The 20,667-nt window shown below is 71.1% G+C and carries 19 protein-coding genes; 9 read left to right on the top strand and 10 right to left on the bottom strand.

What is annotated here, in order from left to right; all coding sequences use genetic code 11:
• Positions 1 to 107: 107 nt before the first annotated feature.
• Entirely contained in the window at positions 108 to 245 is a 138-nt protein-coding gene (locus ACFVS8_RS17585; protein WP_387065224.1) for a hypothetical protein, read from the bottom strand.
• A complete protein-coding gene (locus ACFVS8_RS17580) occupies positions 238 to 933 on the bottom strand; it encodes a VOC family protein (RefSeq protein ID WP_387065222.1) in 696 nt (231 codons plus the stop codon). The genes ACFVS8_RS17585 and ACFVS8_RS17580 overlap by 8 nt, the downstream gene beginning before the upstream one ends.
• 191 nt (positions 934 to 1,124) lie before the next feature.
• Here ACFVS8_RS17580 and ACFVS8_RS17575 point away from each other — a divergent pair, with 191 nt between their 5' ends.
• The 9 genes from ACFVS8_RS17575 (at position 1,125) to ACFVS8_RS17535 (ending at position 9,739) form a co-directional block, all read left to right on the top strand.
• Positions 1,125 to 1,913 (top strand): ABC transporter ATP-binding protein, encoded by a 789-nt coding sequence (locus ACFVS8_RS17575; RefSeq protein WP_387065220.1) that lies wholly within the window; start codon positions 1,125 to 1,127, stop codon positions 1,911 to 1,913.
• Positions 1,895 to 3,466 carry a transporter gene (locus tag ACFVS8_RS17570; protein WP_387065217.1) on the top strand — a complete coding sequence of 524 codons (1,572 nt, stop codon included), beginning with the start codon at positions 1,895 to 1,897 and terminating at the stop codon, positions 3,464 to 3,466. Before ACFVS8_RS17575 ends, ACFVS8_RS17570 begins: the two co-directional genes overlap by 19 nt.
• Before the next feature lie 87 nt (positions 3,467 to 3,553).
• Positions 3,554 to 5,200, top strand: coding sequence for an FAD-dependent oxidoreductase (locus ACFVS8_RS17565; protein WP_387065214.1), 1,647 nt, complete (start codon positions 3,554 to 3,556; stop codon positions 5,198 to 5,200).
• Entirely contained in the window at positions 5,197 to 5,529 is a 333-nt protein-coding gene (locus ACFVS8_RS17560) for a UBP-type zinc finger domain-containing protein (RefSeq protein WP_387065211.1), read from the top strand. Before ACFVS8_RS17565 ends, ACFVS8_RS17560 begins: the two co-directional genes overlap by 4 nt.
• Before the next feature lie 186 nt (positions 5,530 to 5,715).
• A complete protein-coding gene (locus ACFVS8_RS17555; RefSeq protein ID WP_387065208.1) occupies positions 5,716 to 7,020 on the top strand; it encodes a M12 family metallopeptidase in 1,305 nt (434 codons plus the stop codon).
• A 2-nt stretch (positions 7,021 to 7,022) separates the two neighbouring features.
• The gene (locus ACFVS8_RS17550) at positions 7,023 to 8,003 is read left to right on the top strand and encodes an MvdC/MvdD family ATP grasp protein (protein ID WP_387065205.1); all 981 of its coding nucleotides are present in this window, start codon (positions 7,023 to 7,025) and stop codon (positions 8,001 to 8,003) included.
• Positions 8,000 to 8,341 (top strand): hypothetical protein, encoded by a 342-nt coding sequence (locus ACFVS8_RS17545; RefSeq protein WP_387065202.1) that lies wholly within the window; start codon positions 8,000 to 8,002, stop codon positions 8,339 to 8,341. The genes ACFVS8_RS17550 and ACFVS8_RS17545 overlap by 4 nt, the downstream gene beginning before the upstream one ends.
• A gap of 104 nt (positions 8,342 to 8,445) precedes the next feature.
• Positions 8,446 to 9,243 (top strand): HAD-IIA family hydrolase, encoded by a 798-nt coding sequence (locus tag ACFVS8_RS17540; RefSeq protein WP_387065199.1) that lies wholly within the window; start codon positions 8,446 to 8,448, stop codon positions 9,241 to 9,243.
• A gap of 37 nt (positions 9,244 to 9,280) precedes the next feature.
• Complete coding sequence (locus ACFVS8_RS17535; protein WP_387065196.1) at positions 9,281 to 9,739, top strand: hypothetical protein; 459 nt, start codon at positions 9,281 to 9,283, stop codon at positions 9,737 to 9,739.
• A 16-nt stretch (positions 9,740 to 9,755) separates the two neighbouring features.
• On the opposite strand, the gene ACFVS8_RS17530 is transcribed toward ACFVS8_RS17535, so the two are convergent.
• The 8 genes from ACFVS8_RS17530 to ACFVS8_RS17495 form a co-directional block, all read right to left on the bottom strand.
• Positions 9,756 to 11,180, bottom strand: coding sequence for an NtaA/DmoA family FMN-dependent monooxygenase (locus ACFVS8_RS17530; RefSeq protein ID WP_387065193.1), 1,425 nt, complete (start codon positions 11,178 to 11,180; stop codon positions 9,756 to 9,758).
• Positions 11,177 to 12,490 (bottom strand): acyl-CoA dehydrogenase family protein, encoded by a 1,314-nt coding sequence (locus tag ACFVS8_RS17525; protein ID WP_387065190.1) that lies wholly within the window; start codon positions 12,488 to 12,490, stop codon positions 11,177 to 11,179. The genes ACFVS8_RS17530 and ACFVS8_RS17525 overlap by 4 nt, the downstream gene beginning before the upstream one ends.
• On the bottom strand, positions 12,487 to 13,944 hold the full coding sequence (locus ACFVS8_RS17520; RefSeq protein WP_387065187.1) for an NtaA/DmoA family FMN-dependent monooxygenase: 1,458 nt from the start codon (positions 13,942 to 13,944) through the stop codon (positions 12,487 to 12,489). Before ACFVS8_RS17520 ends, ACFVS8_RS17525 begins: the two co-directional genes overlap by 4 nt.
• Positions 13,941 to 15,656, bottom strand: a complete 1,716-nt coding sequence (locus ACFVS8_RS17515; RefSeq protein WP_387065183.1) for a dipeptide ABC transporter ATP-binding protein — start codon at positions 15,654 to 15,656, stop codon at positions 13,941 to 13,943. Before ACFVS8_RS17515 ends, ACFVS8_RS17520 begins: the two co-directional genes overlap by 4 nt.
• The gene (locus tag ACFVS8_RS17510; RefSeq protein WP_387065180.1) at positions 15,656 to 16,546 is read right to left on the bottom strand and encodes an ABC transporter permease; all 891 of its coding nucleotides are present in this window, start codon (positions 16,544 to 16,546) and stop codon (positions 15,656 to 15,658) included. The genes ACFVS8_RS17515 and ACFVS8_RS17510 overlap by 1 nt, the downstream gene beginning before the upstream one ends.
• Positions 16,543 to 17,532, bottom strand: coding sequence for an ABC transporter permease (locus ACFVS8_RS17505; RefSeq protein ID WP_387065177.1), 990 nt, complete (start codon positions 17,530 to 17,532; stop codon positions 16,543 to 16,545). The genes ACFVS8_RS17510 and ACFVS8_RS17505 overlap by 4 nt, the downstream gene beginning before the upstream one ends.
• A gap of 61 nt (positions 17,533 to 17,593) precedes the next feature.
• The gene (locus ACFVS8_RS17500; RefSeq protein WP_387065175.1) at positions 17,594 to 19,231 is read right to left on the bottom strand and encodes an ABC transporter substrate-binding protein; all 1,638 of its coding nucleotides are present in this window, start codon (positions 19,229 to 19,231) and stop codon (positions 17,594 to 17,596) included.
• Between the two features lie 284 nt (positions 19,232 to 19,515).
• Positions 19,516 to 20,568: an aldo/keto reductase gene (locus ACFVS8_RS17495; protein WP_387065172.1), complete on the bottom strand. Its 1,053-nt coding sequence runs from the start codon at positions 20,566 to 20,568 to the stop codon at positions 19,516 to 19,518.
• Positions 20,569 to 20,667: the final 99 nt, after the last annotated feature.

The raw sequence follows: 20,667 nt of genomic DNA, 5'->3' as shown, positions 1-20,667 counted from the left end.
GCGCCACGCGATCGGTCGGTCAGGACCGACCCGACCGACCCGACCGCACCGACCGACCCGCGATCGACGAACCGGGCCGATCAGGCCCTGGTCCGCGACGACGTCGGCTAGGCCGGCTCGGTCGTGCGCACCGCACCGCAGTTCAGGCACGACCACACGACGAGGAAGCGCTCGTCGTCGAGGATCTCGAACCCCAACGGGTCGCCGCAGGTCGGGCAGGCCGGTCGCGGCCCGGCGTCACTCATCGGTGTCTGGCCATGGCGCGATGTCGACGCCGTGGTTGTCGGGCGAGGCGAGCGACCACCAGTAGGGCGGGCGGGAGCCGTCGGCGAGCCGGCCGCCCGCGGCGAGCGCGGCGTCGACGCGCGCCTGGGCCTGGTCGGCGGGCACGAACACGTCGAAGTGGGAGCGCCCCCTCGCGGGCCGGTCGCCGGCGATCGGGTTGAACGCGAGCTGGGGTCCGCAGCGCAGCGGATCGACCGCATCGGTGTCGCCCAGCGGGTCGTACCCGAGCGCCGCCAGGAAGAACGGGCGCACGTCTGCTTCGGAGTGCTGGGCGATGTAGACGCCGATCGACTGCGCCCGCGACGGGTCGGCCACGAGCCCCAGCTCGGCGGCGGCTTCGGACACGTCCGCCGCGAAGCCGGGCGCGGCCTCGGGGATGCCCTCGAAGTCCCGATCGGGGATGCGCACGACGACCGCCTCTGGCCGCACGTCGATGTCGGGCTGCACGCCGAATCGTTCGGCCGCGGCCACGATGGGCGCCACGAGGCCCGCCGCCTGCGCGAGGGAGGTCGCGGAGAACACGGCCTGCGGCCCCGTGGCCGTCACGCGCCACTCGGCGACCCCGGCTGCCCGATGGAACGCTGCCGCGGTGATGCGGCCCGATGCACTGCCCGTGTCGCCCACGTCGCCCACGCCCATGTCGCCCATGTCGCAACCCTCCGCCGTCGTTCGGGCCCGGTCCGCCTGCCGGGACCCGGCAGGGCCCCACCGTACCGGGGCGCTCCGACATCCGCACGCGCTCGGGCCGACGAATCCGTCGCACGGGGGATCCGCTCGCCCACTCGGGTTCGTAGGGTGGGTCGGGTTCGCGAAATCGACGATCGAATCGGAGACCACGTATGACGGACACTGCTCGGCCGGCGGAGGCGCCCGCCGCATCGGCCCTCGTGCTGCGAGGGCTCACGAAGCGCTTCGGCGATCAGGTCGCCGTCGCCGGGCTCGATCTCGAGGTGCCGAACGGTTCGTTCTTCGGCCTCGTCGGACCGAACGGCGCCGGCAAGACCACGACCCTGTCGATGGCGACCGGGCTGCTCCGACCCGACGCGGGCGAGGTCCGCATCCGCGGCGTCGAGGTCTGGAGCGACCTGCTCGAGGCGAAGAAGCTCGTCGGCATCCTGAGCGACGGCGTGCGGCTCTTCGACCGCCTCACCGGATTCCAGCTCGTGACCTATGCGGGCCTGCTCGCCGGGCTGCCTCGCGACGTGGTCGAAGCTCGTGCCGCCGATCTGCTGCAACTGCTCGACCTCGAACGCGCCGGTTCCAGCCTGGTCGTCGACTACTCGGCGGGCATGACCAAGAAGATCGCCCTCGCGTGCGCGATGGTGCACGCTCCCCGGCTGCTCGTGCTCGACGAGCCCTTCGAGTCCGTCGACCCCGTCTCGGCGGCGAACATCCGCGACATCCTCGACGGGTACGTGCAGTCCGGCGGCACCGTCATCGTCTCGAGCCACGCGATGGATCTCGTGCAGCGCATGTGCGACCACGTCGCGATCATCGCGCAGGGCCGGGTGCTCGCCACCGGCACCACCGACGAGGTGCGCGACGGTGCGTCGCTCGAGGACCGCTTCGTCGAGCTCGTCGGCGGACGGCGCGCGGGAGGTGGGCCCGAGTGGTTGCGACTCTCATAAGGCTGCGGTTCATCCTGCTGTGGAACTCGCTGCGTCGAAGCCCCTGGCAGCTGGCCGCCGCGGCGATCGGCGCGGTCTACGGCCTCGGGATCCTCGTCGGGGTCGTCGCCGGGTTGTTCGGCCTGAGCTTCGCTCCCGTCGAGGTGGCGGGCGCGATCGTCGTGCTCGCGGGAGCCGTACTGATCCTCGGCTGGACGATCCTGCCGGTGCTGACGTCGGGCATCGACCAGACGGTCGAACCCGCCCGCCTCGTGCCCTTCCCCATCCCGCTCCCGAAACTGCTCGTGGGGCTCGCCGTGAGCGGCGTGCTCGGCGTTCCCGGCATCGTGACCTCGATCGCCGCGCTCTCGACCGCGGTGACCTGGTGGCGGCACCCCGCCGCGGCTGCAGCGGCGATCGTGTGCGCCGTGATCGGCGTGCTCACGTGCGTCGTCGGATCGCGGATGCTGGTCGCGCTCACCTCGATCATCGGCGAGGGCCGCCGGTTCCGCGAGGCCAAGGGGCTCGTCGTCTTCGTTCCGCTGATCCTGCTCGGGCCGATCCTGCTCGGCCTGCAACGGCTCCTGAGCGACAACTTCGACGCACTGCCGCAGATCGCGTCGATCGTCGCGTGGACCCCGCTCGGCGCGATCTGGGCGGTGCCGGCCGACGTGGCATCCGGCGACCTCGGCCGGGCCGGCCTGCAGTTCCTGATCGGCCTCGCGACGCTCGCGGTGTTCGCGCTGGTGTGGCGCTGGAGTCTCGCCAAGGCGCTCGAGACCCCCGCGCGCTCGACGCAAGCGAAGGCCGCGAACCGAGGCGCCGGGTTCTTCGGCGTGTTCCCCGGAACCCCTGCGGGCGCGGTCGCCGCAAGGGCCCTGACCTACTGGATCCGCGATCCCCGGTACGCGCAGTCGCTCATCATGCTGCCGTTGGTGCCGGTCTTCGTGCTCTTCTACGCGGGCACCAACGGCGACCTCGCCCCGCTCAACTCGGTCGGGCCGATCATCGCGGTCCTGCTCGCCATGTCGATCTACACGGATGTCTCGTACGACAGCACCGCGTTCGCCCTGCATCTGCAGATGGGCGTGCGCGGGCGGGACGACCGGATCGGCCGGGTGCTCGCGCTCGCGGCGTTCGCGGTCCCGGTGTCGCTGCTCACCGTGGTCGGAACGGTCTGGCTGACACATGCCTGGAGCGCACTGCCCGGCCTGCTGGGCATCACGATCGGCGTGCTCCTCAGCGGCTTCGGCTTGTCGTCGCTCATCTCGGGCCGATTCGTGTTCGCCGTGCCCGCTCCGGGTGAGAGCCCGTTCAAGTCGAAGCCCGGAGGCGGCCTCAGCCTCACCCTCTCGCTGTTCATCACCTGGACGGCGCTCGCGATCCTCGTGCTGCCCGAGCTCGTGATCGCGATCATCGGGTTCGCGAGCGGCGAGATGCTCTTCGGGTGGATCTCGCTCGCGCTCGGAGTGCTGCTCGGAACCGTGGTCCTGATCGTCGGCGTCCGTGTCGGCGGCGACATCCTCGATCGACGCGGGCCCGAACTCCTGGCGGAGCTGCAGCGCCAGGGGTAGTCGAACGCGGCGGATCGCAAACCGACCCTCCCGCTCCGCGGCATCGTCGTGCACGATTGAGGGATGGGAGCCGCAGGAACCCGAAACATGCCCGAACCGACCGATGAGCAGTGGGCCCGGATGCTGCGCTACGGCGTGGCGACGCCGACGCAGCCCGGCGACGTGCTGTTCGCCACGGGCGACCGATGGTACGACCTCGTGCTGGTCGAGTCGGGCGCGGTCGACATCGTGCGCGAGCCCCTCAAGTGGATCGGCGAGACGCGCATCGCCACGCTCGGGCCGCGCAGCTTCGCGGGCGAGCTCGGGCTGCTGAACGGGCAGCGCGCGTTCCTCACGGCGCGCGTCGCCGAGGCCGGGCTCGTGCACCGCATCGACCACGAGTCGTTGCAGCGAATGATGGCCGAAGACGACGAGCTGTGCGACCTCATGCTTCGCACGCTCTGGGCCAGGCGCGAGCAGCTGCGCAGCGGACCGGCCGCGTGGACGCTGAAGATCGTCGGCTCCGGCCGCTCGCGCGAGGCCGTCGCCCTGCGGCGCTACGCCGAGCGACTCGACCTCGTGCACACGTGGGCCGACATCGACGACCCCGAGATCGCCGAGCGGTACTCGGGGCACGGCCTCACCGTGGAAGACCTGCCGGTCGCGATCGTGCAGGGCGAGAACATCCCGAACGCCACGCCGGGCATGCTCGCCGAGGTGCTCGGGCTCGCGTACGCGGCCGAAGACGACGCGGTCGTCGACCTCGCGGTCGTCGGCGCCGGGCCGGCCGGCCTCGCGGCGGCGATCTACGGCGCCTCTGAGGGGTTGCAGACCGTGCTGCTCGACTCGGTCGCGCCCGGCGGGCAGTCGTCGTCGACGTCGCGCATCGAGAACTACCTCGGCTTCCCGTTCGGCGTGAGCGGCGACGACCTCACCGCGCAGGCGTCGCTGCAGGCCATCAAGTTCGGCGTGCACGTGATCGCACCGTGCGAGGCGGTGCGGCTCGACGCGGGCGCCGGGCTGATCGACTTGACCCTCGCCGACGGCGCGGTCGTGCAGGCGCGTGCCGTGATCGTCACGACGGGCGTCGCCTACCGCTCGCTCGCCCTCGACCGGTGGAAGGAGTTCGAGGGCGCCGGCATCCACTACGCGGCGTCCGCCCTCGAGCTCCGGCAGGTGGCCGGCGGCGACGTCATCGTGGTCGGAGGCGCGAACTCGGCCGGGCAGGCGGCGCTCGCCCTCGCGATGAGCGGATGCCGCGTGCGCCTCGTCGTGCGCAGCGACGACCTCTCGCGGCAGATGTCGAGCTACCTCGTCGACCGCATCACCGAAGACGTGCGCATCGACGTGCACACCGGCACGCAGGTCACGGCGCTGCACGGCGGCGACGCGCTCGAGCAGGTCACGCTCGAGCAGGGCCACGCCGGAGACGGCTCGGATGCCGCGCCGATGACCGTCGACTGCCGCGGCCTGTTCTGCTTCATCGGCTCCGACCCGGCGACCGACTGGCTCGGCGGCCTCGAACGCGACGACGACGGCTTCGTGCACACGGGCGCCGACGTGATCGGGCTGAACGAGCAGTGGCAGGCGATGGGCCGCATGCCGCTGCCGTTCGAGACCTCGGTGCCGCGGGTCTTCGCGGCCGGCGACGTGCGGCGCGGCTCGATGAAGCGCGTGGCCGCCGCCGTCGGCGAGGGTTCGAGCGCCGTCGCGTCGGTGCATCTCGCGCTCGCGGCCGCGCAGGTGTTCGCATGAGCGAGCTCGCGCCTCCGCCGTCGGGCACGGGGTGCGACGACTGCATCGGCGGCGGCGGATGGTGGTTCCACCTGCGCCGGTGCGTCGACTGCGGCAACGTCGGATGCTGCGACTCGTCGATCGCGCAGCACGCGCGCCGTCACGCCGAGCAGACCGGGCACCGCGTCGCCACGTCGTTCGAGCCCGGAGAGCACTGGTTCTGGGACTACTTCTCCGAGACGTCCGCACCCTCGGTGCCGCTCAGCCCGCCGTTCGCCCGGCCCGACGACCAGCCGGCTCCGGGGCCGGAGGGCCGAGTGCCGGCCGAGTGGCGTTCCCTGCTGCACTGAGCCGGGGCCGGGCCGGGGCCGAACGGGCCCCGGCGGAGTAGACTCGCACGCGGCCGACCCTGAGGATTCCTCATGGCTCCGTGCTGCCACTGACGCGACATTCCTCCGCTCGGAGCATGATCGGCCGCGAGATCCGGATCGACCGGATCGAGCGGGCGCTCGCCCGCATCCCGAGAGGAGTGGGACATGGCTGAGAGAAAGCCCCCGGCAGGCGGGAATCGGGCTCGCTCGACCCGCAAACCGGCGGCTGCACCCAAGCACTGCGAGGAGGCCGACGGCCCGATCGGCGGCACCGCGCTCATCGACGGTTTCGGCTTCACCTCGAAACCCGTGGTCTGGGCGGAGGTCGACGGACTCGCGATCGTCGAAGGCGACATCATCATCGGAACGGCCGACGAGGCCAGGGCGCGCGACGTGTCACGGCTGACCAGCGATCCGGAGGGCGTGATGCGCTCGGTCGGCATCAGCGGAGACCAGTTCCGCTGGCCGAACGGGCGCGTCCCGTACGAGATCGACCCCAACCTGCCGAACCCGTCGCGCGTCACGAACGCGATCGCCCACTGGCAGTCCAAGACCCCGCTGCAGATCGTGCCGCGCGCGGGCGAAGCCGACTTCGTGCGGTTCGTCGACGGCGGCGGCTGCTCGTCGTCGGTCGGCAGGCGCGGCGGCCAGCAGAACATCGTGCTCGGATCCGGGTGCGGGGTCGGCAACACGATCCACGAACTCGGGCACGCGATCGGACTCTGGCACGAGCAGTCGCGCGAGGACCGGAACTCCTTCGTGCAGATCCACTTCGAGAACATCGAGGCGGGCAAGGAGCCGAACTTCAACCAGCAGATCAACGACGGCACCGACCTCGGGGCCTACGACTTCGGGTCGATCATGCACTACGGCCCGACGGCGTTCTCGAAGAACGGGCAGGCGACGATCGTGGCGATCGCCGCCATTCCGCCCGGCGTCGTCATGGGCCAGCGCGACGAGCTCTCCGCGGGCGACGTCGCCGGCGTCAAGCTCATGTACCCGGGGCTCGCCTGGCCGAAGACGGTGTTCAAGGAGCACCTGAAGGAGATCCCGAAGGACCCGATCATCGACGGCGGCGGCAAGCAGTTCACGAAGGAGGGGTTCAAGGAACTGGTGAAGGAGCCGTTCAAGGAGATCCGCAAGGAGCCGATCAAGGACCCGATCATCGACGTGCAGAAGCGGCCGGCCGACGAGGTGCTGACCACGATCGTCGAGCAGCTCGGCGGCATCAGGCCGGGTGAACTGGTCACCAACCCGGCGCTGCCGTTCGTGCTCGGTCGCGAGAGCGGGTTCGTCGGCCGCTTCCAGGCGGCAGCCGCCGCCCAGGCGGGGCTCGGCGACGCCGCGGACCCGACCGAAGCGGCTGCGCGGCGCGCCGTCGCCCTCGCCGAGGCGGTCACGGCGCTCGACGCGGTGCGCGCGTCGCTGGCGGCGCTCGCCGACGACATCGCCGCAGAGGCGGGGATCTGACGATGATCCTCGTGGTCAGCTACCCCGGAGACGACCACACCGCGGCCGTCGTCGAGCTCCTGCTCGGCGACGGCCGCGAGGTCGTCCTCCTCGATGCCGGCACCCTCGGCACGTCGAGCTCGCTCGAGCTCGGCTACGACCGCTCCGGCGCATCGACCGTGCGACTCGTGAACGAGTCGGGAGAGTTCGACCTGGCAGCGGCGCGCGGCGGATGGTGGCGACGCCTCCGAGCCGTCGAGGCCGACCCCTCGATCGTGGACCCCGCGGCACTCGGCTTCGTGTACAGCGAGACGGCCGAGGTGTTCGACGGAGTCGTCGCCGCGCTCGCCGCGGACTGGATCAACCCGCCCGCGGCCGATGCACGGGCGCATCACAAGCCGCTCCAGTGGAGCGTGGCATCCGCCGTCGGGCTCGCGCTCCCCCGCACCGTCGTGACCCGCAGCCCCGAGAGCGCCCGTGCGTTCGTGGCCGAGCTCGGCACCGGACGCGTGATCACGAAGGCGTTCCTCGCACGGGCCGACGCCTGGCGCGAGACGCACCTGCTCGAGGCATCCGACGTCGACCGGCTCGACCAGGTGCGGTTCGCGCCGACGATCCTCCAGGAGTACGTGCCCGGCGTCGACCTGCGGGTGACGATGATCGACGGCGAACCGTACGCCGCCGAGATCGACGCGACCGGCACGAGCCTGCCGTCCGACATGCGCATGGTGCTCGACGAGGCCGAGGTGCGGGCGTTCGACCTGCCCGACGCCGTCGTGACCGCCCTGCGCCGGCTCATGGCCGAACTCGGGCTCGTGTACGGCGCGATCGACCTGCGCCGCACCCCGGACGGCGAGTACGTGTTCTTCGAGGTGAATCCGGCGGGGCTCTGGCTCTTCGCCGAGCAGCGCACCGGCCTGCCGATCACGGCCGCCGTCGCCGACGCCCTCGCCCGTCGCGACCGCGTGCGGGAGCGCGCGGCGAGTGGCATGGTGGTCGCATGAGCACGAGATTCGGCACGATTGCCTTCGACGGCCTCGCGACGCCGGGCACGGCGACGGTCTTCGTCAGCCTCGAAGACGCGCGCATCGCGGATGCCTCGTCGATCCGTCTCTCCGAGACGGTGCTGCAGGACGTCGCCGTCGTTCCGGGCGGGCGGGTGCCGTTCGCCATCGACGCCGACGACGACCTGCCCGTGGGGGTCATCGTGCGCGTGCACGTCTCCCGCTCGGGCGGCCGCGACCTCGCACGCGGCGACCTGTTCTCGACGATCTCGATCCCGGCCGAGACGCTCGGCGCATCGGCCGATCGTGCGGGCGAGGTGCCCGTGGCGGTCGTCTGAGCCGACGTCGCCGACGGGGACGGATGCCGCGGACGGCCGCCACCGGCATCCGCCCGCCGTTCGGCCGTCATCGGGCCGTGACCTTCGCGACATAGGCTGGGCGCATGGGACGACGCGATGAAGTCGAGTGTTGGCTGACCGACATGGACGGCGTGCTCGTGCACGAGAACCACGCCCTGCCGGGCGCGGCCGAGCTGCTGCAGCAGTGGGAGGACTCCGGCACGCCCTACCTCGTGCTCACGAACAACTCGATCTTCACCGCGCGCGACCTCTCGGCCCGCCTCCGCGCGAGCGGGCTCAACGTGCCCGAAGACCGCATCTGGACGAGCGCCCTCGCGACCGCCGACTTCCTCAAGCAGCAGTTGCCAGGCGGCTCGGCGTTCGTGATCGGCGAGGCCGGCATCACGACGGCCCTGCACGAGGCCGGGTTCATCATGACCGAGACCGACCCCGACTACGTCGTCGTCGGCGAGACCCGCAACTACTCGTTCGAGGCGATCACCAAGGCGATCCGCCTCATCGGCGCGGGTGCCCGGTTCATCGTCACGAATCCCGATGCCACGGGCCCGTCCGCCGACGGCCCCCTGCCCGCCACGGGCGCGATCGCCGCGCTCATCACGAAGGCCACGGGCATGGAGCCCTACGTCGTCGGCAAGCCGAACCCCATGATGTTCCGCTCGGCGCTCAACAAGATCGGCGCTCACTCCGAGAACACCGCGATGATCGGCGACCGCATGGACACCGACATCGTCGCGGGCATCGAGGCCGGCCTGCACACCGTGCTCGTGCTCACGGGCATCAGCGACCAGGCCGAGATCGAGAAGTACCCGTTCCGCCCCGACGAGATCCTGTCGGGCGTGCACGAGCTCGTGCGCTCCGAGCCCGCCGAGACCGAGCTCTGACCGTTCGTCGAACCGCACCGGCCCCGAGGAGGACGCCATGATCGAACTCTCCGACATAGACCTCGATGACGACGGCGAGCTGAGCGCCGTCGTCGCGCTCCCGGGCGACCGCCATGCCGCGGTGCTCTTCGCGCTCGACGACGGCGAGCAGTTCGACGCCGCCGAGATGCTCGCCATCATGCAGCGCGCGCTGGCGTCGCTCACGGGCGAGGCGCTCGACCGACTCGAAGACGAGATCGTGCACGAGCTGGTCGACTCCGACTTCGAGGGCGATGCCGACTCCCCCGAAGCGGCCGACTACGAGCTGCTCGCCGACGAGCTCGAGCTGCAGGGCGCGATCGTGTCGAGCGACGCCACGCTCGTGCTGGTCTACGAGGCGCCCACGCAGTACCCGACCCTCTCGATCTACGCCGAGCTCGACGACGCTCTCGAGATCGAGGTGCTGAGCGTCGCCGAACCCGACGAAGACGACGAAGAGGTCGAACAGGGCGACTGACCCGACGCCCGCGTCGTCACGCGGCGTCGGCGCCCCGTCCGGGGAACCGCAGGGGCGGCACCGGCACGTGGAGGTTCGCGCCGCCGCGATAGCGAGCTGCGACGTGCGTGTCCGGCAGCCGGTCGCCCCGCCCGAAGAGCCGGTCGCGCAGGCTCGTGGCCGCGGCATCGTCCGCATCCGGCAGCCGCCCGCGCCTGCGGAGCTCGGGCACGACGAGCTCGGCGAAGTCCTGGGCTGTGCCAAATGAGTGGTACTGCCGCAGGTTGATGCCGTCGATGCCGTCTTCGTCGAGCCAGCGTTCGATCTCGTCGGCGACGGTCTTCGGCGTGCCGACCACGTGGAACCGCTCGCGACGGCCGCCGACGAGGCCGTCGAGCAGCTGCCCGACGGTGAGGTGCAGCGGCAGGAACGACGACCGCTCGAGCACCTTGCCCGACCGCTCGATCGCCTCGGCGACGGTGATGTCGCGGGGCGCGAGGGTGAGGTCGACGGGCAGGCTCGCGTGAGCGAGGTAGCCGTCGACACTCGCGAACTCCTGGTAGAGGCGCCACTTGTCGGCCGCCTCCTCCTCGGTTCGCCCCACCACCACGACTGCGCTGGCGATGAACTTCACGTCGTCGGCGCCGCGGCCGTTGCGCACGGCGGCTTCGCGCATGGTCTGCCGGTTCGCTCGGAACTCCTCGGTCGTGCGCCCGCCCGTGAACACGAGCTCGGCGTGCCGACCCGCGAACTCGGTCCCTGCCGGCGACCCCGTCGCCTGGAACAGCACGGGCGTGCGCTGCCGCGACGGGTGCACGATGTGCGGTCCGGCGACGCGATGCGTCTCGCCGACATGATCGATGTAACGCACCTTCGACGGATCGGTCGCGATGCGGCGCTCGCGGTCGTAGACCACCGCGTCGTCGTCCCACGACCCCTCCCAGAGCTTGTAGAGCACGTCGAGGTACTCGTCGGCCAGCTCGTACCGCCGGTCGTGCGGGATCTCGCCCTCGAGGCCGAAGTTGCGCGCCGCGTTCGGCAGGTAGCTCGTCACGATGTTCCAGCCGAACCGCCCCTTGGTGAGGTGGTCGAGCGTCGACGCACGTCGGGCGAACGCAAACGGGGGTTCGTATGTGGTCGAGAACGTCACGCCGAAGCCGAGGCGCTTCGTGACGGCCGCCATCGCGGGAACGAGCAGCAGCGGGTCGAGGTTCGGGCTCTGCAGGCCCTCGCGGAGGGCCGTCTCCGGCCCGTCGCGGAACACGTCGTACGCACCGATCACGTCGGCGAGGAAGACGGCGTCGAACCCGCCGTCCTCGAGTATCCCGGCCAGCTCGGTCCAGTACTCGAGCTCGTCGAACCGGTGCCGGTTGTTGCCGGGCAGCGGCCACAGCCCGTGCGAGATGTGGCTGATGCACGCCATCTCGAACAGGTTCAGGATGAGTTGCTTCTTCTCGGTCATTCGGGGTCCTCGTTCGTCGCGGCATCCCTGGGTGCCTGCGAGTAGATGCTCAGCGGATCGGCGCCGTTCAGGTAGAAGTCCCCGATCACGCGCTCCTTGTAGATGCGCGGGTTGTGCGACGTGAGCGTGCGGGCGTTGCGCCAGTGCCGGTCGAGCGCCGCCGAACGCTGCACCCCCGACGACCCGAGCGCGTCGAAGAGCAGCGTCGAGGCCTGCAGTGCGGCTTCGGCGACCGCGACCTGCGCCTCGTAGACGGCGATCGCCGCGGATCGGGCGGCGGTCTCGACCTCGCCGTCGCGTGCACCGGCCGCGGCCGGCGCGACGGACTCGGCTCCCGCGACGGCCGCGACGACCGCATCGAGGGCGTGGGCACCACGGGCGACGGATGCCTCGGCGACGGCGGCGTGCGCGGCGATCCGCCCGACGACCTGCTGCACCTGGGCGTCGTCGCGCGGGCGTTCCGCGAGCGCATGCGGGTACGACCTCGCTCGGGCCAGCACGGACTCGACCGCGTCGACACGGGCTGCGCGTGCGACGCCCGCGAGCGCCGCGACCAGGACCAGCTGGAAGACCGCCTCCTGCGAGACGAATCGGTCGGTGAAGTCGAGCACCGCGTCTTCGGCGACGACCACATCGCGCAGGCGGGTGGTGCCGCTGCCCGTCGCGCGCTGGCCGAAGCCGGTCCAGTCGTCGACGAGCTCGAGTCCCTCGCTGCGGGCGTCGATCAGGGCGATCCTGAGCTCGCCGTCCTCGGCGAGCGCGAGCACGCCCACCCGGTCTGCGTAGATCGACCCGGTGCTGTAGTACTTCGTGCCGTTCAGCAGCAGGCGGCCGTCAACGCGTTCGAGACGGGTGTCGCCGAGGATCGACGTCGTGCCGGTCTCGGACCAGGCACCGCCGATCACGGCCCCGTCGGCGATGCGAACCAGCCATTCGCGATCCCGCTCGGAGCCGCCCGCCAGGCGATCCTCGACGAACGCGATGTGGTTGCGCCAGAGCTGCGGCTGGTTCGGGTCGGCGGCGGCGAGCTCGACGAGCAGCTCGAAGAACTCCGCGACGCCCAGTCCGCCGCCGCCCGCCTCGACCGGCAGGCGCAGTGCGCCGAAGCCCGCCTCGGCGAGCGCACGGGTCTCGGCGAACGGGCGCGTGCCTTCCAGTTCGTGCGACACCGCGGTCTGCGCGATGTGGGCGAAAACGGGTGCGAGGCGCTGCCGCGCTGCGGTCAGCCGCGCTCCGGGCCGGACGCCCGTGCCGGCACCTGCACCTGCACCGGCATCGGCATCGGCACGGACATCGGCGGGCAGGCTCACCGGGCGGCCTCCTGGGCCTCGACGAGATCGGCCTCAGCGGAGCCGGAGGCATCCGCCCCGCCCTCGTTCACCCGTGCACCGGTGCTCGGAACCGCATCACGGCCGAACGCGCCGCGATACCTCGCCGCCGGGTGCCGGTCGTTCAGGCGAGGGGCACCGAACAGGCGACCGCGCAGGGTCGTGTCGTCGCCGTACTCGTTCTGGGCGAGACCGCGCTCGCGGAGCACGGGCAACACCTTCTCGGCGAACTCCTCGAAGGAGCCGGGGATCACCCAGTTGATGACGTTGATGCCGTCGACTCCGGCCGCCTGCCACTCGACGAGGGCGTCGGCGATCTGGTCGGGCGTGCCCACGATTCGGGTCGACCTCGAGATGAGCAGGGCGACGTCGCGCACGAGGGGCTCGCGGTCGGTGATCGCCTTCGAGACCCACTCGCCGAAGCCCTTGGCGGTGTTCGTGTCGACGTCCTTCAGCGGCGTCTCGGGGTCGTAGACCCGCCCGGTCTTGTCGACGAGCGCAGAGTGGGCGAGGTAGCCGTCGATCGAGACGTACTGCTCGACCTCGGCCGCCTTGGCCTTGGCCTCCTCCTCGGTGTCGCCGATCACGAACGAGAGCCCTTGGAAGAACTTGATGTCCTCGGCGCGACGGCCGACCTCGACCGCTTGGCGGCGGGTGTCGTCGATGAGCTGCTTCGCCAGCGCCGGGTTCGGCGAGATGATGAACGTCGCCTCGGCGTGCTTCGCGGCGAACGCGCGACCCGACTCCGAGGAGCCCGCCTGGTAGAGCACGGGGGTGCGCTGGGGCGACGGCGACGGCAGGTGCGGGCCCTGCACCGAGTACCGCTCGGAGACGTGGTTGATCTTGTGGATCTTCGATGCGTCGGAGTAGATGCCGCGTTCGCGGTCCTTGAGGAGCGCCCCCTCGTCCCACGACCCCTCCCAGAGCTTGTACGTCACGTCGACGTACTCCTCGGCCCACGCGTAGCGCTCGGTGTGGTCGGTCAACCGGGGGTGGCCGAAGTTGCGCGCGCCGTTGTCCTGCAGGCCGGTCACGATGTTCCACGCCACCCGGCCCCTCGAGATGTGATCGAGCGTCGAGACCTGACGGGCGAACTGGTACGGATGGCTCTGCGCGACGTTCGAGGTGAGCGCGAGCCCGATGCGCGAGGTGTGCACCGCGAGGGCCGCGACCAGCGGGATGGGGTCGTTGGAGGGGATCTGGAGGCCCTCTCGGATGTAGACGTCGAAGTCCGCGTCGGCGTCGCCGTAGACGCCGGTCACGTCGGCGAAGAAGAGCGCGTCGAACTTCGCTGCCTCGAGCTTCTTGGCGAGCTCGATCCAGAGCTCGACATCCTCGAAGTCGACTTGGCCCGCATCGGGGCGGCGCCACTGGCCGTGGTGGATGTGCGAGTTCGTGTTCATCACGAAGGCGTTGAAGTGCAGCGGGACGGTCATGGGGTCTCCTGTGCTCGGTGCGGTTCGAAGGCGGGGATGGATGCGATCAGCTCGCGCGTGTAGGGCTCGCGAGGGCGGTGGAAGACGTCGTCGGGCGTTCCCGACTCGACGACGACGCCGTCCTTCATCACGAGCACGCGGTGGCTCAGGTGCGCGATGACGCCGAGGTCGTGCGAGATGAACAGGTAGCTGAGGCCGAAGCGTCGCTGGAGTGCGACGAGCAGGTCGAGGATCTGGGCCTGGATGGTGACGTCGAGCGCCGAGACCGCCTCGTCGAGCACGATGATGTCGGGGGCCTCCGCGAGCGCGCGCGCGATCGCGATGCGCTGTCGTTGCCCGCCCGACAGCCGCAGCGGGAACCGGGCGAGCACGGCGTGAGGCAGCCCGACCTGGTCGAGCAGTTCGCGGATGCGGGTCACGCGCGCGGCGGTCGTGGGGTACTCGCCTCTGGCGAGGGCGTCGAGCAGGATGCGTTCGACGTTCCAGCGCGGGTCGAAGCTCGACAGCGGGTCCTGCGACACCACGGAGATGCGCGAGCGGAGCGCCCTCCGCCTGGCCTCGGGAAGCTCGGTCCACGGTTGTCCGAGGAGCGTGACGGTGCCCGCGTCCGCCTGCTCGAGCGCCAGCGCGATGCGGCCGGTCGTGCTCTTGCCCGAGCCCGACTCGCCGACGATGCCGAGCGTCTCGCCGCGATGCAGGGCGAACGAGACGCCCCCGACCGCGGTCGTGACCGAGCCGTCGCGCGCACGGAAGCGCCGAACCAGGTCGTGGGCTTCGAGCACGACCTCGTCGAGCACCTCGGTGGCCGGCGGTGCCGCGGCGAGCAGTTCGCGGCCCGCCGGGCTGAGCGCCCCGCCGCGGGTCTCCTCGCTCGGCACCGCGGCGATGAGCGCCCGGGTGTACTCCTCGGCCGGCGAGCTCAGCAGGTCGCGCGCCGGACCCTGCTCGACGACTCGGCCGTCCTGCATCACGAGGATGTGGTCGGCGAGCTGCGCCACGACCGAGAGATCGTGGCTGATGAGGATGATCGAAGCGCCTCGTCGCTTGGACGCCTCGAGCAATGCCAGCACCTGGGCCTGCACGGTGACGTCGAGCGCCGTGGTCGGCTCGTCGGCGATGACCACGTCGGGGTCGAGCGCGAGCGCCGAGGCGATGAGCGCTCGCTGCCGGAGGCCGCCCGAGAGCTGGTCGGGCCGCTGCCTCGCCCTCGCTTCGGGTCGGGGCACGCCGACCGATTCGAGCAGCTCGACGACCTTGCGGCGGCGAGAGGACCGATCGCCCCACCCGTGCAGCCGGAGGCCCTCGGCGATCTCCGCGCCGACGGGTCGCAACGGGTCGAGCGAGACCAGCGCGTCCTGCAGGATGAAGCCGACCTCGACCCCGCGGATGCCGCGCCACTGGCGTTCGGTCAGGCCGAGCACGTCGCGTTCGTGCAACGTGAGCTCGTCGGCCGCGACCTGCGCGCCCCGTCCCGCGAGCCCGACGAGGGAGCGAGCCGTCACCGACTTTCCCGAGCCGGACTCGCCGACGATCGCGACGCATTCACCCGGCTGGAGGTCGAACGACACGTCGTGCACGATGGGCCGCACGCCCGCGGTGGTCTCGAAGGCGACCGAGAGTCCTCGCACGTGCAGGCGCGGCCGGAAGCCGGGCAGCCCGTCGATGTCGACGGCGAGGTCCTGCCCTGCGGCATCCGCCTCGATGATGCTCATCACTTCTCCCCCTTCTCGAGGAACGACTGCAGGTGACGGCCGAGCGTGGTCGTGGTCAGGGCCAGCACCACGATCACGAGGCCCGGGATCACGGTGAGCCATCCGGCGACCGTGATGTAGCCGCGACCGGCGTCGAGGAGCGCGCCCCACTCCGGCGAGGGCGGCGCGATGCCGAGCCCCAGGAACGACAGGCTCGACGCCCAGACGATCGACTGGCCGATCGACAGGGCGAAGACCGCGACGAGGGGTCGGAGCGAGTTGGGCAGCACGTGCTGGCGCAGGATGCGCCCGCGCGGGTGGCCGAGCGCGACCGCGGCCTCGACGTACGGGGAATCCTTGGCCGAGAGGATCTGGCCACGCACCATGCGTGCGTAGCCCGGCGCCGTGCCGATGCCGACCGCGAGGATCAGCGTCAGGATCGACGGGCCGAGCACCGCGATCAGCAGCAGCGACAGCAGCAGCGCCGGGAACGCGAAGGCCACCTCGAGCAGCCATCCGACGGCCGCCGAGGTCGGCCGGTTGCCGAGCGCGGCGAGCGCGCCGAGCAGCACGGCGAACGTGAGGCTGACCGCCGCGGCCCCGATGCCGACGCCGAGCGAGGCGGCCGTGCCGTAGACCACGCGCGAGTAGAGGTCGCGGCCCGATTCGTCGGTGCCGAACCAGTGCTCGGGCGACGGCGGCTGGAGCGTGTTCGCGAGGTCCATCGCGAGCGGCCCCTGGGTCGCGAGCAGCTGGGGCCACAGCGCTGCCAGGGCGAACACCGCCGTCGCGGCGAGTGCGACGAACAGGTCCCATGGCTGACGGCGCAGGCGGGCGAACGGCTTCGCGCCTCCGGGCGCCGCGGCGCCCGATGCGCCCCGGCCCTCCACCGGTCGGGTCACGACGGTCATGATGTCCTCCTCAGGCGCGGGTCGATGAGCGCGTAGGCGATGTCGACGAGCAGGTTCGCGAGCACGTAGAAGGCGGCGATGAGCATGACGATGCCGATCACGACCGGCATGTCCTGACTGCTCACCGCGGTCACGAGCACCTGCCCGATGCCGGGCCGCGCGAACACGGCCTCGACCACGACGGCGCCCGAGATCGTGGCCCCGAGGGCCCAGCCCGAGAGCGTCACGGCGGGCAGCACCGCATGGCGCAGCACGTGACGGAGTCGGATGCCGGCATCGCCCATGCCGCGCATGCGTGCGCTCAGCACGAACGGCGAGTCGAGGGCGCGCTCGAACTCGGTGCGCGTCGCCTGCCCGAGGAACCCCGCGAGCGGGATCGCCAGCGTGAGCGCGGGCAGGATGATGCCCACCGGCCCGGTGCCGCCGATGACGGGGAACCAGCCGAGCGTCAGCGCGAACACGAGCAGCAGGATGATGCCGAGCCAGTAGTGCGGCAATCCGGCCGCGGCCGTGTCGAAGAACCCGCCGACGGCCCTCGCCGCCGATCCCCGTCCCGCGGTGAGGGTCACCCAGACGACCATGATGATCCACGCGAACACGAGCGCGGTCAGCGTGAGCACGATCGTGGCGCCGAGCTGTTCCCCGATGATCGCGATCACGGGTCGGTGCTGCTGGTAGGAGGTGCCGAGGTCGCCGACGAGCAGCCCCTTGAGGTAGGTCAGGTACTGCACGACGATCGGGTCGTGCAGGCGGTACTCGGCGTTGATCGGCGCGAGCTCCTCGGCCGTGCGGGCCACCGCCTGCCCGGCGCGGATGTTGAGGATCACGGTCGCCCGGTCGCCCGGCAGCGAGGCCTGTGCGAAGAACGCCGCGGTCGCGGCCCCGAGCAGCACGAGCACGGCTCCGACGGTCTTCGAGGCGATGAGGCGGGTGGTGCGCGCGCCGCGGCGACCCTGAACGGCGAGTGGGCCCGGCGGGCCCGGCACGGGGGCCGGAACCCCCGTGCCCGCAGTCGCCGGCGAGGAACCGCGCTCGGCGACCCGCGTGCTACCCGACGAAGTAGGCGTCATAGAAGGTCGGTCCTCCCTGTGCGTTCTCCTGCCAGACACCCTTCAGGCTGGGCGAGACGGCGAGCGTGGAGAGTCGGTCGTAGACGCCGATGGCCAGTGCGTGCTCGGCGATGTACTCCTGGGCCTGCTCGTAGAGCGCATTCTGCCGATCGACGTCGGGCTCCGAGTTGGCCTCGAGGATGATGGCCTGCAGTTCGGGGTAGTCGGTGAACGAGGCGTTCCAGTTGTTCGGGTTGCCGTCCGCCCCGGCTCCCCAGTTGATCTGCAGAATGCCGCTCGTCACCGCCGTCCAGTAGCCGGGGTAGATGTCGCGCTCGTCGGGCTGGCTGTAGGCGCCGGCGAACGCCTCGGCCTGCGGCACCGGGATGAGGTCGACGTCGAAGCCGGCCTGCTTGGCCTGTTCCTGCACGCCCTGCAGGATCGACGCGCCGTCGGCGTTGATGATCGAGCCGGCGAAGTAGGGCAGGGTCACCGCGAGGGGCTCGCCGCCCTTCGAGCGGATGCCGTCGGCATCCGTCTCGGTGTAGCCTGCCTCGTCGAGCAGTTCGGCGGCCTTGTCGAGGTCCTGCGTGTACCAGTCTGCGGCCTTTTGGCTGTAGCCCGGAGTCGACTGGCTGACGCCGCCGTTGCCCTCGTAGGGGATCACGCCGTGGCCGATCGACTCGACGATCTGCTCGCGGTCGAGCGCGTAGGCGAACGCCTGACGCACCTTCTCGTCGGTGAAGACGCCCTGCGCGGTGTTGAAGGTGAGCTGCTGGGGCCGGCCGGGGGTGATGTACTTCTCGAGCTGGAAGCCGGCGTCCTCCGTGCTCCCCCACTGCACTGCCGGCACGTCGTAGATGGCGTTCAGCTCACCGCTCTTCAACGCCGCCACGCGCGTGGTGGCATCGGAGATGAACTTCCACTGCACCTCGTCGACGTATGCGGCACCGGTGTGCTCCGCGTTCGCGGGCGGGCTCGTGTAGTCCTCGTTGCGGGTGAGCACGATCTCCTGGCCGCGGTCCCAGTGGTCGACGACGAAGGCGCCCGATCCGATCGGGGCCTCGCAGTTCTCCTCGTCGGTGCGGGTCTCGAGCGCTTCCTGCGACTGGATGCCGAAGTAGCCCTGGGTGAGGTTGTCGGCCAGTCGCGGGTACGGCTGCGAGAGGTCGACCTGCACGGTGAGGTCGTCGACCGCCTCGGCCGACTCGTAGTAGCCACCGAGCCAGGCGAGCGCCGTGCTGTTGCCGCCCTGGTTGACCCAGTAGTCGAAGTTGTAGGCGACCACCTCGGCGGTCAAATCGCTGCCGTCGGTGAACTTCACGTCGGGCTTGAGCTCGAAGGTCCAGTGCAGGCCGTCGTCGGAGACGCTCCACTCCTCGGCGAGCCAGGGCACGACCTCGTGGTTCTCGTCGAGCGAGACCAGGCTGTCGAGCACGTTGTAGCTGAGGTAGGCCTGCTCGATCCAGCCGCCGAACACGCACGCGGGTTCCTGCTGGTGGCCGTACACGATGGTGCCGCCCTCGACGCGCTCGCCGCCGTTCGCGGCGGGAGTGGTCGCGCAGCCGGCGAGGCCGAGTGCGGTGATGGCGGCCGCGGCGGTCATCGCGAATGCCACTGGTCGTCGTACGGTCATGTCGTGTGCTCCTCGGGGGGTCATCGGCTCCGTCGAGCCTCGGTCCGGCTCGGGTCGCGCTGACGCTACCCACGACCCGGAGGCCCCGCGAGCATGGCCCGTCATACGGGTCACGCTCGGTCACGACAGGTCAATCGAGGTCACGGAGAGCGCTCCAGCGCCGGTTTCGGCACCGGTTGATGACGTGCCGTGACGCAGCGAAGGCGCGCGAACGGCCGGCCGGGCCGACACACGGCGTCATCGACACCGAGAATCGGACCGGCCGGCGGTCGCTCTGCCAGGCCTCAGGCTGCCTCGGCGCCGGCCGCCCGCTCAGGCTCGTCAGACCCGACGCCCGGGGCAGGCGCCGGCTCGGGTTCGGCGTCCAGCCGAGCCCGCAGCGCCGGGTCGAGGTCGAGGTCGGCCGCGCCGAGCACCTCCTCGAGCTGGGCGACGTTCGACGGACCGGTCACGGGGATGACGGGCATCTCGCTCCCCATCATCCACGCGAGCGCGACCTGGTTCGGGCTGGCCCCGGCCTCGCGGGCGACCTCGTGCAGCAGGCGGAGGCGTTCGCGCGTGGTGGGGTGGTCGACGCCGCCCCAGAGGGTCTTGTCGGTGCGTGTGAGCGCACCCTGGTGCAACGGGGAGTACACCGTCACCGCGAGCGGCGGCCGGCCGTCGACGCCCGTCGACGCCGCGTACGAGAGCAGCTCGGGCGTCGCGAAGTTGTGCCGGCCGAGCTTCGGCGCCGGGTGGATGTAGCTGTACTGCTGCTGCACGACGCCGTAGGGCGCGATGCCCCGGCGCAGCGCCTCCTCCCGCGCTTCGACGACGCGCCAGAGGGCGACGTTCGAGATGCCCGTGATGCCGACGAGGCCCTCGTCCTGCAGCGCGCCGAACGCCCCCACGGTCTCGGCGAGGGGCGTCTCGAGGTCGTCGACGTGCCCGTAGACCACGTCGAGGTGCTCGACGCCGAGGTGCCTGGCGCTCTCGCGCACCTCGCGGTCGATGACGCCGGCGCCGAGCCCTTCGAAGTTCGTGGGCGGCGTGTTCGAGAGCGGCAGGTTCGGGTCGGCCTTGCCCGCGCCGATCTTCGTCGCGATGCGCAGTCCGTCGGGGCGGCCCCGGCTCGCGAGCCACCGCCCGATCATGTCCTCGCTGTCGCGGCCGTATCCGAGTCCCCAGTGGTTGTAGTTGTTCGCGGTGTCGATGAACCGGCCGCCCGCCTCGACGAAACGGTCGAGGATCGCGAACGAGGTCGCCTCGTCGATCTTCGTGCCCATGTACATGGTGCCGAGGCAGATGGTCGAGACGTCGAAGCTGGTGCGGCCGTCGCCGATCGTGCGGTATCGCATGGTTCCTCCGTGTGCCTTCCGTGGCGCGTCGCGCGCCCTGACGATCTCGACGGTACGGGGGCATCGGTTCGGGCATACACTCCAATCGAGTGCCTTCAG

This window comes from Agromyces sp. NPDC058110 (assembly GCF_042884735.1).
Taxonomy (GTDB): Bacteria; Actinomycetota; Actinomycetes; order Actinomycetales; family Microbacteriaceae; genus Agromyces.
This window is presented reverse-complemented; position numbering and strand designations above follow the sequence as displayed.

Coding starts and splice junctions, on each gene's coding strand:
- ACFVS8_RS17585 (WP_387065224.1), bottom strand. CDS start 245: ATGAGTGACGCCGGGCCGCGACCGGCCTGCCCGACCTGCGGCGACCCG.
- ACFVS8_RS17580 (WP_387065222.1), bottom strand. CDS start 933: ATGGGCGACATGGGCGTGGGCGACGTGGGCGACACGGGCAGTGCATCG.
- ACFVS8_RS17575 (WP_387065220.1), top strand. CDS start 1,125: ATGACGGACACTGCTCGGCCGGCGGAGGCGCCCGCCGCATCGGCCCTC.
- ACFVS8_RS17565 (WP_387065214.1), top strand. CDS start 3,554: ATGCCCGAACCGACCGATGAGCAGTGGGCCCGGATGCTGCGCTACGGC.
- ACFVS8_RS17560 (WP_387065211.1), top strand. CDS start 5,197: ATGAGCGAGCTCGCGCCTCCGCCGTCGGGCACGGGGTGCGACGACTGC.
- ACFVS8_RS17555 (WP_387065208.1), top strand. CDS start 5,716: ATGGCTGAGAGAAAGCCCCCGGCAGGCGGGAATCGGGCTCGCTCGACC.
- ACFVS8_RS17550 (WP_387065205.1), top strand. CDS start 7,023: ATGATCCTCGTGGTCAGCTACCCCGGAGACGACCACACCGCGGCCGTC.
- ACFVS8_RS17545 (WP_387065202.1), top strand. CDS start 8,000: ATGAGCACGAGATTCGGCACGATTGCCTTCGACGGCCTCGCGACGCCG.
- ACFVS8_RS17540 (WP_387065199.1), top strand. CDS start 8,446: ATGGGACGACGCGATGAAGTCGAGTGTTGGCTGACCGACATGGACGGC.
- ACFVS8_RS17535 (WP_387065196.1), top strand. CDS start 9,281: ATGATCGAACTCTCCGACATAGACCTCGATGACGACGGCGAGCTGAGC.
- ACFVS8_RS17530 (WP_387065193.1), bottom strand. CDS start 11,180: ATGACCGAGAAGAAGCAACTCATCCTGAACCTGTTCGAGATGGCGTGC.
- ACFVS8_RS17520 (WP_387065187.1), bottom strand. CDS start 13,944: ATGACCGTCCCGCTGCACTTCAACGCCTTCGTGATGAACACGAACTCG.
- ACFVS8_RS17515 (WP_387065183.1), bottom strand. CDS start 15,656: ATGAGCATCATCGAGGCGGATGCCGCAGGGCAGGACCTCGCCGTCGAC.
- ACFVS8_RS17510 (WP_387065180.1), bottom strand. CDS start 16,546: ATGACCGTCGTGACCCGACCGGTGGAGGGCCGGGGCGCATCGGGCGCC.
- ACFVS8_RS17500 (WP_387065175.1), bottom strand. CDS start 19,231: ATGACCGTACGACGACCAGTGGCATTCGCGATGACCGCCGCGGCCGCC.
- ACFVS8_RS17495 (WP_387065172.1), bottom strand. CDS start 20,568: ATGCGATACCGCACGATCGGCGACGGCCGCACCAGCTTCGACGTCTCG.